Annotated in this window: 13 protein-coding genes and 1 pseudogene; 8 read left to right on the top strand and 6 right to left on the bottom strand. The window is 65.9% G+C overall.

All coding sequences use genetic code 11. The features are described from left to right. Positions 1-138 precede the first annotated feature (138 nt). Both G6N33_RS13420 and G6N33_RS13415 read left to right on the top strand, forming a co-directional pair. On the top strand, positions 139-834 hold the full coding sequence (locus G6N33_RS13420; protein WP_044512530.1) for a cutinase family protein: 696 nt from the start codon (positions 139-141) through the stop codon (positions 832-834). 11 nt (positions 835-845) lie between these two features. Then, positions 846-1,835 (top strand): SDR family NAD(P)-dependent oxidoreductase, encoded by a 990-nt coding sequence (locus G6N33_RS13415; protein WP_044508917.1) that lies wholly within the window; start codon positions 846-848, stop codon positions 1,833-1,835. Between the two features lie 36 nt (positions 1,836-1,871). Here the strand turns inward: G6N33_RS13415 and G6N33_RS13410 are convergent, their stop codons facing one another. The 3 genes from G6N33_RS13410 to G6N33_RS13400 form a co-directional block, all read right to left on the bottom strand. After that, positions 1,872-2,258, bottom strand: coding sequence for a PPOX class F420-dependent oxidoreductase (locus tag G6N33_RS13410; RefSeq protein WP_044508918.1), 387 nt, complete (start codon positions 2,256-2,258; stop codon positions 1,872-1,874). A gap of 216 nt (positions 2,259-2,474) precedes the next feature. Continuing rightward, positions 2,475-3,941 (bottom strand): aldehyde dehydrogenase, encoded by a 1,467-nt coding sequence (locus tag G6N33_RS13405; protein WP_044508919.1) that lies wholly within the window; start codon positions 3,939-3,941, stop codon positions 2,475-2,477. Positions 3,942-3,983: 42 nt separating this feature from the next. Then, positions 3,984-4,754 carry an SDR family NAD(P)-dependent oxidoreductase gene (locus G6N33_RS13400; protein WP_044508920.1) on the bottom strand — a complete coding sequence of 257 codons (771 nt, stop codon included), beginning with the start codon at positions 4,752-4,754 and terminating at the stop codon, positions 3,984-3,986. Between the two features lie 218 nt (positions 4,755-4,972). Between G6N33_RS13400 and G6N33_RS13395 the strand changes: the two genes are divergently transcribed. Further along, positions 4,973-5,533 carry a TetR/AcrR family transcriptional regulator gene (locus tag G6N33_RS13395; protein ID WP_044512532.1) on the top strand — a complete coding sequence of 187 codons (561 nt, stop codon included), beginning with the start codon at positions 4,973-4,975 and terminating at the stop codon, positions 5,531-5,533. Between the two features lie 108 nt (positions 5,534-5,641). On the opposite strand, the gene G6N33_RS13390 is transcribed toward G6N33_RS13395, so the two are convergent. Both G6N33_RS13390 and G6N33_RS13385 read right to left on the bottom strand, forming a co-directional pair. After that, positions 5,642-6,844 (bottom strand): cytochrome P450, encoded by a 1,203-nt coding sequence (locus tag G6N33_RS13390; protein WP_044508921.1) that lies wholly within the window; start codon positions 6,842-6,844, stop codon positions 5,642-5,644. A 151-nt stretch (positions 6,845-6,995) separates the two neighbouring features. Next, positions 6,996-7,589, bottom strand: a complete 594-nt coding sequence (locus tag G6N33_RS13385; RefSeq protein WP_044508922.1) for a TetR/AcrR family transcriptional regulator — start codon at positions 7,587-7,589, stop codon at positions 6,996-6,998. A 125-nt stretch (positions 7,590-7,714) separates the two neighbouring features. Between G6N33_RS13385 and G6N33_RS13380 the strand changes: the two genes are divergently transcribed. The 5 genes and pseudogenes from G6N33_RS13380 to G6N33_RS13360 all read left to right on the top strand — a co-directional run bounded on the left by G6N33_RS13380 (position 7,715) and on the right by G6N33_RS13360 (position 12,029). Then, positions 7,715-8,656 carry an NmrA family NAD(P)-binding protein gene (locus G6N33_RS13380; RefSeq protein WP_044508923.1) on the top strand — a complete coding sequence of 314 codons (942 nt, stop codon included), beginning with the start codon at positions 7,715-7,717 and terminating at the stop codon, positions 8,654-8,656. Positions 8,657-8,687: 31 nt separating this feature from the next. After that, positions 8,688-9,440, top strand: coding sequence for an SDR family oxidoreductase (locus G6N33_RS13375; protein ID WP_044508924.1), 753 nt, complete (start codon positions 8,688-8,690; stop codon positions 9,438-9,440). A gap of 109 nt (positions 9,441-9,549) precedes the next feature. After that, positions 9,550-10,854: pseudogene (gene lysA / locus G6N33_RS13370) on the top strand (diaminopimelate decarboxylase); the annotation flags it as partial. A 74-nt stretch (positions 10,855-10,928) separates the two neighbouring features. Beyond that, on the top strand, positions 10,929-11,750 hold the full coding sequence (locus G6N33_RS13365; protein ID WP_101528126.1) for a rhomboid-like protein: 822 nt from the start codon (positions 10,929-10,931) through the stop codon (positions 11,748-11,750). A 63-nt stretch (positions 11,751-11,813) separates the two neighbouring features. Beyond that, positions 11,814-12,029 carry a hypothetical protein gene (locus G6N33_RS13360; protein ID WP_044508928.1) on the top strand — a complete coding sequence of 72 codons (216 nt, stop codon included), beginning with the start codon at positions 11,814-11,816 and terminating at the stop codon, positions 12,027-12,029. On the opposite strand, the gene ligD is transcribed toward G6N33_RS13360, so the two are convergent. Then, complete coding sequence (gene ligD, locus G6N33_RS13355) at positions 12,026-13,069, bottom strand: non-homologous end-joining DNA ligase (RefSeq protein WP_044508929.1); 1,044 nt, start codon at positions 13,067-13,069, stop codon at positions 12,026-12,028. The two genes, G6N33_RS13360 and ligD, sit on opposite strands and share 4 nt — an antisense overlap. Between the last annotated feature and the right edge of the window lie 7 nt (positions 13,070-13,076).

Below are 13,076 nucleotides of genomic sequence, written 5' to 3'. Positions count from 1 at the left end.
CGGGGGCTTGGCCGCTGGGATTGAGACTTGGCGCTTTGGGCAATCCCTAGCGCCACCTGCGTCGAATACGGGTAACGGCAGGGATCGACGCAACGGGGTGAGATGAAGGTGAAAGTTGTGAAATCGTTCAGGAGCCGAATGCGCGCCCGCGCGGCGGCCGGCGCCACTGCCGCGCTGGCGGTGTCGGCGGTGCTTTTCGGCAGCGCCGCCGGCACTATCACTGGGCGGGCCAACGCCGAGCCCTGTCCGGATGTCGACGTCGTATTCGCCCGCGGCACCAGCGAGCCGCCCGGCGTCGGCGGCATCGGTTCCGGCTTCGTCGACGCGCTGCGCGGGCAGCTCGGCGGGCGATCGCTGGCGGTGTACCCGGTGAACTATCCGGCCAGCAGCGATTTCGGCAATCCCGATTTTCCGGCGACGTTCATCGACGGAATCCGCGACGCCAGCTCGCACCTCGAGTCCATGGCGGCCAACTGCCCGAAGACGCGGGAAGTCCTCGGCGGGTTCTCGCAGGGCGCCGCGGTGGCCGGCTTCGTCACCTCGGCGGCAGTACCAAGGGGCATCTCCCCAGCCGCGGTACCCAAACCGATGCCCCCGGACGTCGCCAACCACGTCGCAGCCGTCGTCCTCTTCGGCACACCTTCGGACCAATTCCTCGAGCACTACGGCGCCCCGGCGATCGCCATCGGCCCGGCCTATCAGGCCAAGACGCTGCGGCTCTGCGCGCCCGGAGATCCGGTCTGCGGCGGCGGCAACGACGGCGCGGCGCATGCCTCCTACGTCGTGAACGGCATGGCGGGGCAGGCCGCGAGCTACGCCGCCAGCCATCTGTAGGGCGTTGCCGCATGCGTGTTCTGATCACCGGCGGAACCGGATTCGTGGGTGGGTGGACCGCCAAGGCCATCGCGGATGCGGGGCACTCCGTGCGGTTTTTGGTGCGCAATCCCGATCGCCTGCACACTTCGGTGGCCAAGCTTGGTGTGGACGTGTCGGATTTCGCCGTCGGGGACATCACCGACCGCGTCTCGGCGCGAGCGGCGCTACAGGGCTGCGATGCCGTCGTGCACAGCGCCGCGCTAGTGGCCACCGATCCGCGCCAAACGGGCGAGATGCTCAGCACAAACTTGCAGGGCGCACAGAACGTGCTCGGTCAAGCGGTAGAGCTCGGTCTCGACCCGATCGTGCACGTCTCCAGCTTCACCGCGTTGTTCCATCCGAACGTGGAGACGCTGACGGCCGATCTGCCGGTCGTTGGCGGTGCCGACGGCTACGGAGCATCGAAGGCGCAGGTCGACATCTATGCACGCGGACTTCAGGATGCCGGCGCCCCGGTGACCATCACCTATCCCGGCATGGTCCTGGGGCCGCCCGCCGGCGATCAATACGGCGAGGTCGGCGAGGGCCTCAAAGCGGCGCTGCAAATGCGCGTGATCCCGGGCCGCGGCGGCGGCTGGCTGATTGTCGACGTCCGCGATCTGGCCGCGCTGCATGCCGCATTGCTGGAGCCGGGGCATGGGCCGCGGCGTTACACCGCGGGCGGTCACCGGGTTCTCGCCGCCGAGTTGGCTCACCTGCTCGGCCAAGCGGCCGATACGCGGATGGTGGGCGTTCCGATTCCCGACACTGCGCTGCGCGTGGCTGGGGCGGTGCTGGATCGGGCCAAACGGATTCTGCCCTTCGTCGATACGCCGTTAACCGCGGCGGGCATGCAGTACTACACCCAGATACCGGCTTCCGACGATTCACCCAGCGAGAAAGAACTCGGCATCACCTACCGGGATCCGCGGGAAACCGTGACCGACACGATCGACGCCCTGCGCAGTACCGCCGGCTAAGCCAGAAAGGCCGGCGAACAACCGCCGAGGGGTTGTTTACGAAGCGGATTTGATCTCGAGGCCGACGTGTAATTTGTCGATGCCGCCACGCACGATTGAGTGCACATAGAACCACGGGGCGTGGTACCAATACCGCTTGAGCACCGCGTTGTAGACCCGCCGCGTCTCCGATTTGGGCAGCACCCGGGCTACTCCCTCGATCTCTTCGCTCTTGGGCTTGCCCAGTATTCCGCTCTTGGCGATCGTGACGCGGGGCGTGTTGGTGATTCGCTTGGTCTTCCACGAACCATCGTCGGTGATGACGAGCAGCTTGTCGTCCTCGGGCACCCCCCAGACCGGCGTCGGCTTGGGCCGACCGTCCTTGGTGAAGGTCGTCAACAGCAAATACTTGGACTGGATCACGTCCTGGAAGTTCAACGCCACGCGTTTTCCTTATCTGTATGTGGTTCCCCGGACATTCCCCGATCACCGATTCGCTAATCCCGGTCATCATCGCGTGACTGTTCCGATTCCGCCAGCAAACCCGATCGGTTCAGGCGATACTCCAATCGTCCTGGACTGCTTTGCCGGGAGGGCGATTATGACCGGATTTCGCGTGGCGCGTTCAACAAAGTGGTCCGCGGACTCAACAAGCTGTGATCACGCCGGGCTCGACGCCGTCGAAATCGACTGGCTCACCGTGTAACTGTCGATGCCCTCGATGCCGAGTTCGCGGCCGTAGCCGCTGTTCTTGACGCCCCCGAACGGTGCGGCCGGGTCCATGAGGTAGCCCTCGTTGACGCCGAAGGTGCCGGACCGGACCCGCGCCGCGATGCCATACCCGCGATCCACCTCGGCGGTGAAGACCGAACCGGCCAACCCGTACTCGGAATCGTTGGCGATCCGGATCGCCTCCTCCTCGTCGCGGTAGGCAATCACCGTCAGCACCGGGCCAAAGATTTCCTCCCGCGCGATCCGCATGTCGTTGGTCGCATCGCTGAACAAGGTCGGCCGCACATACCAACCGGTCTGCAGGCCGTCGGGCAGGGCGGCGCCGCCGACCACCAGCCGGGCGCCTTCACTGCGGCCCGATTCGATGTACCCGCGTACCCGCTGCTGTTGACGCTGGGACACCAGCGGACCGACCTGGGTGGCCGGATCGGCCGGGTCCCCGATGACCATAGACTCCATCCCGGCCGCCAGGGCGTCGACGAATTCGTCTTTACGCTTGTGCGGCACCAGGATTCGGCTCAGCGCATTGCAAACCTGACCGCTGTTGGCCAGGCTGGCCATCTGAATGCCGGTGGCCGTCACCACCGGGTCGGCGTCGTCGAGGACAATGGCCGCCGACTTGCCGCCCAGTTCGAGGCTGACCTGCTTGAGCCCCTCGGCACAGCCGAGCGCGACTTGCCGGCCAGCGGCCGTGGAACCGGTGAACGAGACCTTGTCCACGCCGGGATGGCGCACCAGGCGGTCGCCGACTTCGCGGCCGCCGGGCAGCACATTGAACACACCGGGCGGAAGGTCGGCTGCCGCAACAAGCTCCGCCAGCAGCTGTGCGTCGAGCACCGACTCGGGTGCCGGCTTGAGCACCACCGAGCACCCGGCCAGCAGCGCCGGCACCACCTTGGTGACAGTGAGGAACTGCGGCATGTTCCACGGCACCACCGCCGCGACGACGCCGACCGGTTGCTGCACGATGCGGATGTCCTTGCCGTACAACCCCGGCCGGTCCTGCCGCCACGGGTAGTCGGCCGCGAAGGTGCAGAAGGCGGACATCATGGTCAGCGGCAACCGCACCTGCGCCATCTTCGCGAAGGTGATCGGGGCACCGATCTCGGCCGAGATCAGGGCCGCCATGTCGGCCCGCCGCTCTCGGTAGATGCCCGCCAACCGGGTGATCGCCTCGATCCGCTGCGCCGGCTCCAGACGGGGCCACGGCCCGGTGTCGAAGGCCGCCCGGGCGGCCTCGACGGCGCGGTCGACGTCCGCAGGCCCAGCCCCCACCGCGCGGCCAACGACCTTCTCACTGTGCGGGGAGTGCACCACGACGGGCGGGGCCGCATCCTGGCCGCCGGCCGGTGCCATCCACTTGCCGTCGATGAAGAGTTGGTCCCAGTCGTACATCAAACTCCTTGGTTCGCAGCTGGTTTCGCAGCTGCACCGGCGTCAGGTATTGCGGCCGCCATTCACACCGAGGATCTGCCCGGTGATGTAACCGGCTTCCTCGGAGGCGAAGAAGGCACAAGCGGCCGCGATGTCCTCGGGCCTGCCCACCCGTCGGACCGGCGTGCGGTTGATGTGCTCCTCGACGGAGCCACCCAGCAGGTGCCGACGCTCGGCACTGCGCAACATCGGGGTGTCGACGAAGCCGGGCGGCACCGCGTTGACGGTGATTCCGCTCGGGCCGTACTCCAGGGCGAGCGACTTGGTCAACCCGTTGACCGCGGACTTGGCGGCCACGTAGTGCGCCATGAATGGCTGACCGGAGTGGGTGCTTGACGATGAGATATTGATGATGCGACCCCAGCCCGCCTCGACCATGTCGGGCAGCACGGCCTGGATCGTATGGAACACGCCGTTGAGGTTCACGTCGATCACCCTCGACCATTCCTCGAACGACATGCTCAAGAACTTGTTGAAGCCCTCCACCCCGGCAGCGTTGACCAGCACCGAGATCGGGCCGAAGGCGTCGCGGATCGCCGAGATCGCTGTGTCGACCTGCCCGCGATCGGTGACGTCGGCGACATACCCGCACCCCCCGTCGATTGAACTGTCGGTCGAACTGAGGTCCAGCACAGCCACCCGAAATCCATCGCAGCACAACCGTTCCGCGACGGCCCGGCCGATTCCCGACGCGCCACCGGTTACGACCGCCGTCTTCGCGCCCAAGCTCTCCCTTACCTTCCTGAGCGATCGCTCAAACAGTTGGCTTGACATGCCTATCACCCGGGAGCGATTACGGTCAAGCTGATGGACCGGCCCCCGTCCCGGTTCGTGGTGCAAGCGACAAACGCCCCCAGCGGGCGACAGTGGCGCGATACCGTCGGCAAAGTCGAGGATCTCGGCTATGCACCGCTGGCCGAATCGGCCTGTGATATGACCAGAGCGTGATCGCATCCGAGCGACCGAAGCCGCGCATCTCCGCAACGCGCGAGATGCTGGTCGCCGCGACGAGCCAGATCATGGTCGAGGAGGGCTACGCCGCCGCCACCTCGCGGCGGGTGGCCGCCAAGGCCGGCGTAAAACCTGCGTTGGTGCACTACTACTTTCCCACGATGGACGACCTGTACCTGGCCGTCTTTCGCCGCGGTGCGGCCATCTACCTGGAGCGCCAGCAGCAAGCGTTGGCCTCCGACCGTCCACTGCACGCCTTCTGGGACACCCTGATTGAACCCAAGGACACCCGACTGCTGCTGGAGTTCATGGGACTGGCCAACCACCGCAAGGAGATTCGGGCCGAGATTGCGGCCTGGTCGGATCGGTGGCGCGAGCAGCAGATCACCGCGCTGAACTTCATCATCCGCCAGCATGACATCGACGCCGACGAGTATCCTCCCGCGGCGATCGCGGTCGTCATCGCCTCGATCGGTCGGACCCTGATTCTGGAACAGGGCCTGGGTTCCTCCGGCGGTCACGATGCCGCGATCGCATTGGTGCACCGCTTCCTGGACCGCTTCGAAATGCCGGAACCGAAGTCACGCCAAGGCCGCGCCTGATCAGCGTGCCCGTTCTGCGGCACAGCCGTCGAGTGTGTGCCCTACGCACGCGATCACGCGCGAAATAGTGCATAGGCCCCACGCTCGACGAGATCGACGTGACAGCGTCTACGGCAGCACGATCCGCAGTCGCTGCCAGCCGCGGACGGTGGAGGTTGACGCGAGTTGTGCTGTGTCGTAATCGATGTCCCACTCGGGCCAGCGGTTGAGGATCTCGTCGAGTGCGACACGCCCCTCCAATCGGGCCAGGTTGGCGCCGAGGCAGTAGTGCACGCCCTTCCCGAAGGTGATGTGCGAGATGTTGTCGCGGTGGATGTTGAACATGTCCGGGTCGGTGTAGCGGCGCGGATCCCGGTTGGCGGCGCCGAATAGCAGCAACATCGCGCTTCCGGCCGGCACGGTCTGCCCGTAGCACTCGAAATCCCTTGCCATCCAACGGGCGACGTGCGGACCGGTCGGTTCAAACCGCAACGTCTCGTCGACGGTCCGGTTGAGCAGCGAGCGATCCTGATGGATTTCGCGCCGCTGGTCAGGGTTTTCGGCCAGCACCTTGGCCAGCCATCCGATCAACCGGCCGGTGGTCTCGTTGCCCGCGCCTGCCACTACCTGGGTGTAGTGCAGCACCTCTTTGCGGGTCAACTTACGGTGTACCCCGTTCTCGTCGTCGAACTCCACGTTGAGCAGGGTGGTCATCAGGTCGTCGGACGGGTTCCTCGACCGCCACTCGACGTAGTCCGCGTAGATCCGACCATCGGCGATGGAATCGGCGTCGGCGACTTTCAGCGGCGCACCCGGCTTGGTCCGCAGGTTGGCATCATTGGCGTCACGGACCGAAATCTGTTCGGATTCCGGAATTCCCAGCAGCATCCCGATCACCCTCATCGGCATCATCGAGGCGAGTTCGGCGATGATGTCGAACCCCGACGAGCCCACCAGCGGGTCCAGGCACCGGATGCAGTAGCGGCGGATTTGGTCCTCGATTTCGGCCATCCGGCGCGGCGTGAACACTCGCGACATCAGCCCCCGCAGCCTGGTGTGCTCCGGCGGATCCTGAAACATCATGACACCGCGCGGCATGTCGAATGTCGACTGGACGAGCTCGAGGATGTCGCTGCGCCTGTTGGAGAACGTCTCCCAATTGGCCAGCGCGCGCTCGACGTCGGAATGCCGTGATATTGCCCAGAAATCGTACTTCTCGTTGTGGTAGAGGGGGGCCTGCTCACGCAGTCGCGCGTAGGTCGGATAGGGGTCGGCGTTGATCCCTACGTCGTAGGGGTCGTAGTAGACCTCGGTGTCGTTGGTGACCGTCATAACCGCTTTTCCTTATTTCAGGCAGCTGCCGGCGTCCACCGGCAACGCCGACCTGGCCGTCCATCCGGCCCATGCACCCCTCCATCGATTTCTTGGGCGATCGCTCAAATTAGCGGTGCAGGCCATGTTTAGCAGCATGGCCGCGAGCTAGTCAAGAGTTCAGCGAAGCTTCGATCAGCGTGGCCGCGGCCGCCCGTGCATGCACGACAGGGGCGGTGTCGTTGAGCGAAGTCGCTAGCGCGGTCGCACCCTCGAACAGCACGGCCAGCTGTTGACCGAGCAGCTCGGGATCGGCGACGCCGGCCTCCCGCGCGACGGCAATGAGGCGCCCGATGATCCGTTGCTTGTGTGCCCGCACGATGTCGTCGGCAGCGCGCAATGTCCCCGCGGATTCCACCGCGGCGTTGTGGAATGGGCAGCCCCGCATCACTTCTCGTTGTGACATCTCGAAGATCGCCAACAGTCTCTCGCGGGCACTCAGGTTCGGGTCGGCAAGGCGTTGCTCATTGGGCGAGCCGCCCTCGGTATCCATGCGGCGCAGATAGGACTCGACGAGGTCGTTCTTGCCGGGAAAGTGTTGATAGAGAGTGCGCTTGGAGACGTTAGCCTCCCGCGCAATGAGCTCGACGCCGGTCGCGTGGATCCCGTGGTGGTAGAACAGCCGCGCCGCGGCGGTCTCGATACGCTCCCGCGCACCGCGCCCGCCGGATGGGCTGACGGGTTGAGCAGATCCCTCTCCAGCCATCCCTCGAATATACACCGATCGGTTTACTTCGTAGTGAAAGGCGGCTACATTGAGAGTCCGCAAGTAAACCGATCAGTTTCCAACTCTTTCACGAGGACGGGCATGTCGATCTTGGAGCTGTCCCGATGACCGCGCCGGTTCTGGTCATCGGCGCGACCGGCCGGCACGGCGGCACCGGAACAACCGTGGTGAACCGCCTGGTGGCCGACGGGCACCCGGTGCGCGCGTTGGTCCATACCGACGACGAGCGCGCTAACCGACTGCGTCGGCTCGGCGCGACGACCGTGACCGGCGACCTGCACGATCGGGCGTCGCTCGTCGCCGCCGTACGGGACGTGCGGGCGGTGTACTTCACCTATCCGATTGGGGCGGGAATTGTTTCGGCGGCCGCCAACCTGTCTTCCGCGCTGCTCGCCGCGAGCCCGGACGCGCACGTGGTGGTGATGTCGATGGCGGTGTCCGCGGTCGACAGTCCCAGCAAGCTCGGTCAGGGGCAGGCGGTCGCCGAGGAGGTGTTCGGCTGGGCAGGCCTGAGCCCGACGGTGCTGCGGTTCGGCGCCCTGTTTCACCAGAACTTGCTCCTGCTGCACGGCGCCACGATCAGGGAAAAGGGCTTGATAGCCAACAGTTTCGGCGACGGGCCGGCGCCGTGGATCGGCGGCGACGACGCAGCCGAGATCGCCGTGGCCCATCTCTTGGGGCCACCACCCAAATCGACCAGCATCAGTTATCCGCCTCCGGCCGAGGTGATCGCCCACCGTGATGTGGCGCGCCTCATCGCGGCCGAGACGGGTCGACCTGTTCGTTACGAGCCGATCTCGCCCGCCCAATGGCGCCGGAGTTTAGAAGCCGCGACCGAAGCGGATCCGACCGGTCCGATCAACAGGGCCATGGCTCAACACATTTCGACCGTCGGGGCCGCGCTATCTCAGCGGACCGAGCCGCTCGTCGCACCGGATCCGCAGGCACTAGCCGCAATACTCGGCCGCGAACCCGTGCGCTTGATCGAATTCATCCGGAATAATTTGGCACACTTCGTCGCGCCGACCGCGGTCGCCGGCGCGTGAGACGAATCGAATCATCAAGGAGCGCAACGACATGTCTGCCGTGTTGATCACCGGAGCCAACCGTGGCATCGGGCGCGCAATGGCCGAGGAGTTCGTCCGCCGTGGCTATCGCGTGGTCGCCACCGCCCGTGATCCCGCCACGCTGGCCCAACTGGACGTCCACGGACGGCTAGCACTCGACGTCACCGACGACACCAGCGTACGGGAAGCAGTCGAGGCCGCCGGTGACATCGACGTCGTCGTTGCAAACGCCGGGCAAATCTTTTACGCCGCCGTCGAAGCGATCCCGACGGCGCAGCTGCAACACCTGTTGAACCTGAACACCATTGGCGCCATCCGAGTCGCGCAGGCGGTCTTGCCACAGATGCGGGCCCGTGGTGGCGGCAAGCTGCTGTTCATGTCCAGCGTCATGGGCCGAGTGGTGCGGTCTCCCAATTCGGCCTACGCCGCTACCAAGTGGGCGCTGGAAGCGCTCGTCGAGGCACTGGCCATCGAGGTCGAGCAGTTCGGCATCCAGGTGACGTTGCTAGAGCCGGGCGCGGTCAGCTCCGGTGCGCTCGAGAACGTGACGACCTACGCCCTGCTCGACGATCCCTACACTGCGTTTTTGAGCGGCCGCGGTCCACGCGCCGGCATGATCAGCCCCGAACAGGTAGCTACCGCGGTCGTCGATGCCGCGGACACAGCCCGGCTACCGCTGCGCATACCGATCGGTGATGCCGCGCGCGCACTGATGGCCGCCCGCAGAACAGCACCCGACGACGTCCCCTTCGTGATGCCGTAACCGCCAGCAAGCCACGGCGTCGCGCGGGAACCGTGAAGATTGATCGCGCGGGTGTGAAAGATTCGTTAAGAACGAGGCGGCGCGCCTGTACAGACCTCAATTTGGAAGCATGACGCTGTTCGAGCTGCTTCCGTCGCTGCGGCACGGGTTGAATCCGCATCTCGACCGCGCAATCTGGCCGTTGAGTACCTACATCGACGACCTGGGCCGGCTGTGCCTGGGCGGGATGCCCGTCACGCAGATCGCCGCGGAATTCGGGACACCCGCCTATGTCTTGGACGAGGAGGATTTCCGCACACGCCTGCGCTGTTATCGGGCCGCTCTACCCGAAATCGAACTCGTCTACGCCGGCAAGGCGCTGCTCAGCACCGCAGTGGCGCGCTGGGTGGCCGCAGAAGGCGCCGGCCTGGCCGTCTGCTCACCCGGCGAACTCGCCACCGCGCTGACCGCCGGCGTGGCGCCATCGCAAATCGTTGTGCACGGCAACGCCAAGACCGCCGCCGAACTGCACACCGCGGTCGGTAGCGCGGTCGGCCGGATCGTCATCGACTCGTCGAACGAAATCGCGCTGCTGGCGGCGCGAGTACGACGCCACCAAGACGTCTTGATCCGTGTGATTCCCGACATCGACAGCGAAGCCGGCGCCAGCTTCGGCTTCACCCTTGCCGACGGCCGGGCCGCCAATGCCGTCAAGCGCGTCCTCAATCATCCCTGGCTGAATCTGGTTGGACTGCACTGTCACCTGGGCTCGCAGGTCACCGATCCGGCGCCGTACGGCACGGCGATCCGTCAACTCGTCACGCTGATGGCCCATGTGCGCGACCGGCATGACGTCGTGCTCAGCCAGCTCAATCTCGGCGGCGGCCACGACATTCCTTACTTCTCCGGTGATCCCGAGCTCAGCCCGCGTGCGCTCGGCGCGGTCATCGAGACCACCCTGACCTCCGCGTGTGCCGAATTCAACTATCCGCGTCCGCGGCTCGTGATCGAACCGGGCCGAGCCATCGCCGGTCGTGCTGGGTTGACGCTGTACCGAATCGTCTCCGTCAAGCGCCAGCCCGGCGGGCCAACCCTCGTAATCGTGGACGGCGGAATGGCCGACAACCCGCACGAGGCGCTGCGCGGCGTGAAACACACCGTGGCACTGGCTAATCGACATGTCCCCACCAAGACAACGCCCGTAACCATCGTGGGCCGCCATGGTGAATTCGGCGAAGAGATCGCGCGCGATGTCCCGCTGCCCACGGATGTCCACCCCGGCGATCTACTGGCGATGGCCTGTACCGGCGCCTACCACCATTCGATGGGGTCGACCTGCAGCATGGTGGGCCGCCCGCCGCTGATTGCCGTCGCCGGCCGGCGGGCCCGGGTACTCGTGCGCCGGGAAACCGTGGCCGATCTGCTGTCCCGTGACTGTGACTGGTCTCACCAACCGCGTGGCGAGCGGCCCGGCACAATGGTTATCAGTCGAGCGAGCGGGGACTAGGCATGCTTCGCGACGAAAATCGTTGGACAGCGGTGCGATTGCGGCTGTTGTCGCTGGCGGCCGCGTTGCCGGCCACGCTCATCTACGCCGCCGCGCTGCTCGCGGTGTCCCTCCTGCTGAGGATCCTGGGTTCGCACCCGCACGACGTCGCGGTCAGCGAGATGAGCACCAACTTGCACAATTTGGTGCATGGCCACGTGGTCACGTTGGTCGGCAGCGCCTTCATCAGCGACGGCGGCGACATCCTGTTTTGGCTTCCGGGCCTGGTCTGCCTGTTGGGCTTGGGCGAACTCATCTGGCGCAGCAGTGGTTTGATCGTCACATTCGCACTCGGCCATATCGGTGCCACGCTGGTCGTGGCCGTGTGGCTGGCCGCCGCCCTGACCGCCGGATGGTTGCCGATGTCGCTCGCGCACGCCACCGACGTGGGGATGAGTTACGGCGCGGTGTGTGTCTTGGGCGCACTCACCGCCTCGATACCTGCACAGTGGCGCGCGGTCTGGATCGGATGGTGGCTGGGCAACGCCGTGGCCGCGGCCAGCAGCGCGGACTTTACTGCCGTCGGCCATGTGGTTGCGCTGCTGCTCGGCATCGCGTTGTCCTTTCGGCTGCGGTCGATTTCGCGCTGGACGCATGTCCATTTGGTATTGCTCGCCATCGGTTCGGTGTTCGGATATCTAGTGCTGTGCGGTCCGGCGGGGGCGATGCCGGTGGCCGGCGCGGCGGGCGCGCTGATCGCTCTCGTCGCCGCCTGGCTGGTGCCGTCACGCGACCACGCGCGGGCGCCGGCCGGGCGACCGGTCCCCCAACCGGCACGCTCGTAGTCGGCGGACGTTGCTCACACGCCTGGCAACTAGGGGCTTCAATATGGGCGTACGGTTGGGTTCATGAACCTGGTCGAGCCCATCCAACGCGGTCTGAACTGGCTGTCGACCCCGCACTACGTTCGGGCACGGCTGGACATGCAGACCCGGCCCGTCCAGCAGCTTCCGCTCGAAGTGGAGATCGTTTATTGCACGATCTCCCAAGGTGGTGCGGCGCTGAAATTCCCGGTGACCGTGATGCTGTTGCCGAAGGGGGTCTCCCCAGTCAGGGGCGGCTAACTGCTCGGCCGATTCTTTTTGGTCAGGTCGGTGTCCCGGCTCGGTTGTACGCGTTTCGGTTCGCCCGGCATTTTCGGATAGTTCGGGGGATACGGCATATCGCCCAGGCCACGTTCTTCGTCGGCCGCGACCATCTCCAGCAGTACGTCCAGCGGCTGGGCCACATCGTCAATACCGGCCCACGGGTCGTCGCGCCGGCGCACCAGGTCCGGCACGGTCGCCATGGTGTAGTCGTCCGGTTCCGCAGCTGCCAGCTCATCCCAGGTCAACGGCGTCGAGACGGTCGCAATGGGGGTGCGCCGCACCGAGTACGGCGAGGCCATGGTCCGGTCGCGGGCGTTCTGGTTGAAGTCGATGAAGATCCGCGTGCCACGTTCTTCTTTCCACCAGGAGGTAGTCACCGCGTCCGGTGCACGCCGCTCGATCTCGCGGGCCAGCGCGATACCGGCTCGCCGCACGGCGATGAAGTCCCACTCGGTGGCGATCCGCAGGAACACGTGGATGCCGCGCCCCCCGGACGTCTTCGGATATCCGACCAGCCCGAGTTCGTCGAGCAACGGCCGCAGGACGTCGATCGCCACGGCGCGGGCCTGTTCGAAGCCGACTCCGGGCTGGGGATCCAGGTCGATCCGCAGCTCGTCGGGGTGATCGGTGTCCGGGCAGCGGACCTGCCAGGGATGTAGCGTGACCGCGCCCATCTGCGCGGCCCACACGATCGCGGACGGGTGGGTCACCATCAACGCATCGGCGGTGCGTCCGGACGGGAACGTGATCCGGCAGGTCTCCAAATAATCGGGGTGATGCTGCGGTATCCGCTTCTGGTAGATCTCCTCTCCGTCGATGCCGTCCGGAAAGCGCTGCAGGTGGGTGGGCCGGTTACGCAGGGCGGCAAGCATCGGTCCGGCCGCCACGGCGAGGTAGTACTCCACGAGTCGTCGTTTCGTGCCGTTGGACCCCAGCTGCGGAAAGTAAACCTTGTCCGGGTTGGTCAGCCGTACCGAGACACCATCGACCTCGAGCTCTTCTGCTGCCGCAACCATGAACTGA

The sequence above is a fragment of the Mycobacterium simiae genome (assembly GCF_010727605.1).
GTDB classification, from domain to species: Bacteria; Actinomycetota; Actinomycetes; order Mycobacteriales; family Mycobacteriaceae; genus Mycobacterium; species Mycobacterium simiae.
This window is presented reverse-complemented; position numbering and strand designations above follow the sequence as displayed.

Coding starts and splice junctions, on each gene's coding strand:
- G6N33_RS13420 (WP_044512530.1), top strand. CDS start 139: ATGCGCGCCCGCGCGGCGGCCGGCGCCACTGCCGCGCTGGCGGTGTCG.
- G6N33_RS13415 (WP_044508917.1), top strand. CDS start 846: ATGCGTGTTCTGATCACCGGCGGAACCGGATTCGTGGGTGGGTGGACC.
- G6N33_RS13405 (WP_044508919.1), bottom strand. CDS start 3,941: ATGTACGACTGGGACCAACTCTTCATCGACGGCAAGTGGATGGCACCG.
- G6N33_RS13400 (WP_044508920.1), bottom strand. CDS start 4,754: ATGTCAAGCCAACTGTTTGAGCGATCGCTCAGGAAGGTAAGGGAGAGC.
- G6N33_RS13395 (WP_044512532.1), top strand. CDS start 4,973: ATGCTGGTCGCCGCGACGAGCCAGATCATGGTCGAGGAGGGCTACGCC.
- G6N33_RS13390 (WP_044508921.1), bottom strand. CDS start 6,844: ATGACGGTCACCAACGACACCGAGGTCTACTACGACCCCTACGACGTA.
- G6N33_RS13385 (WP_044508922.1), bottom strand. CDS start 7,589: ATGGCTGGAGAGGGATCTGCTCAACCCGTCAGCCCATCCGGCGGGCGC.
- G6N33_RS13380 (WP_044508923.1), top strand. CDS start 7,715: ATGACCGCGCCGGTTCTGGTCATCGGCGCGACCGGCCGGCACGGCGGC.
- G6N33_RS13375 (WP_044508924.1), top strand. CDS start 8,688: ATGTCTGCCGTGTTGATCACCGGAGCCAACCGTGGCATCGGGCGCGCA.
- G6N33_RS13365 (WP_101528126.1), top strand. CDS start 10,929: ATGCTTCGCGACGAAAATCGTTGGACAGCGGTGCGATTGCGGCTGTTG.
- G6N33_RS13360 (WP_044508928.1), top strand. CDS start 11,814: ATGAACCTGGTCGAGCCCATCCAACGCGGTCTGAACTGGCTGTCGACC.
- ligD (WP_044508929.1), bottom strand. CDS start 13,069: ATGGTTGCGGCAGCAGAAGAGCTCGAGGTCGATGGTGTCTCGGTACGG.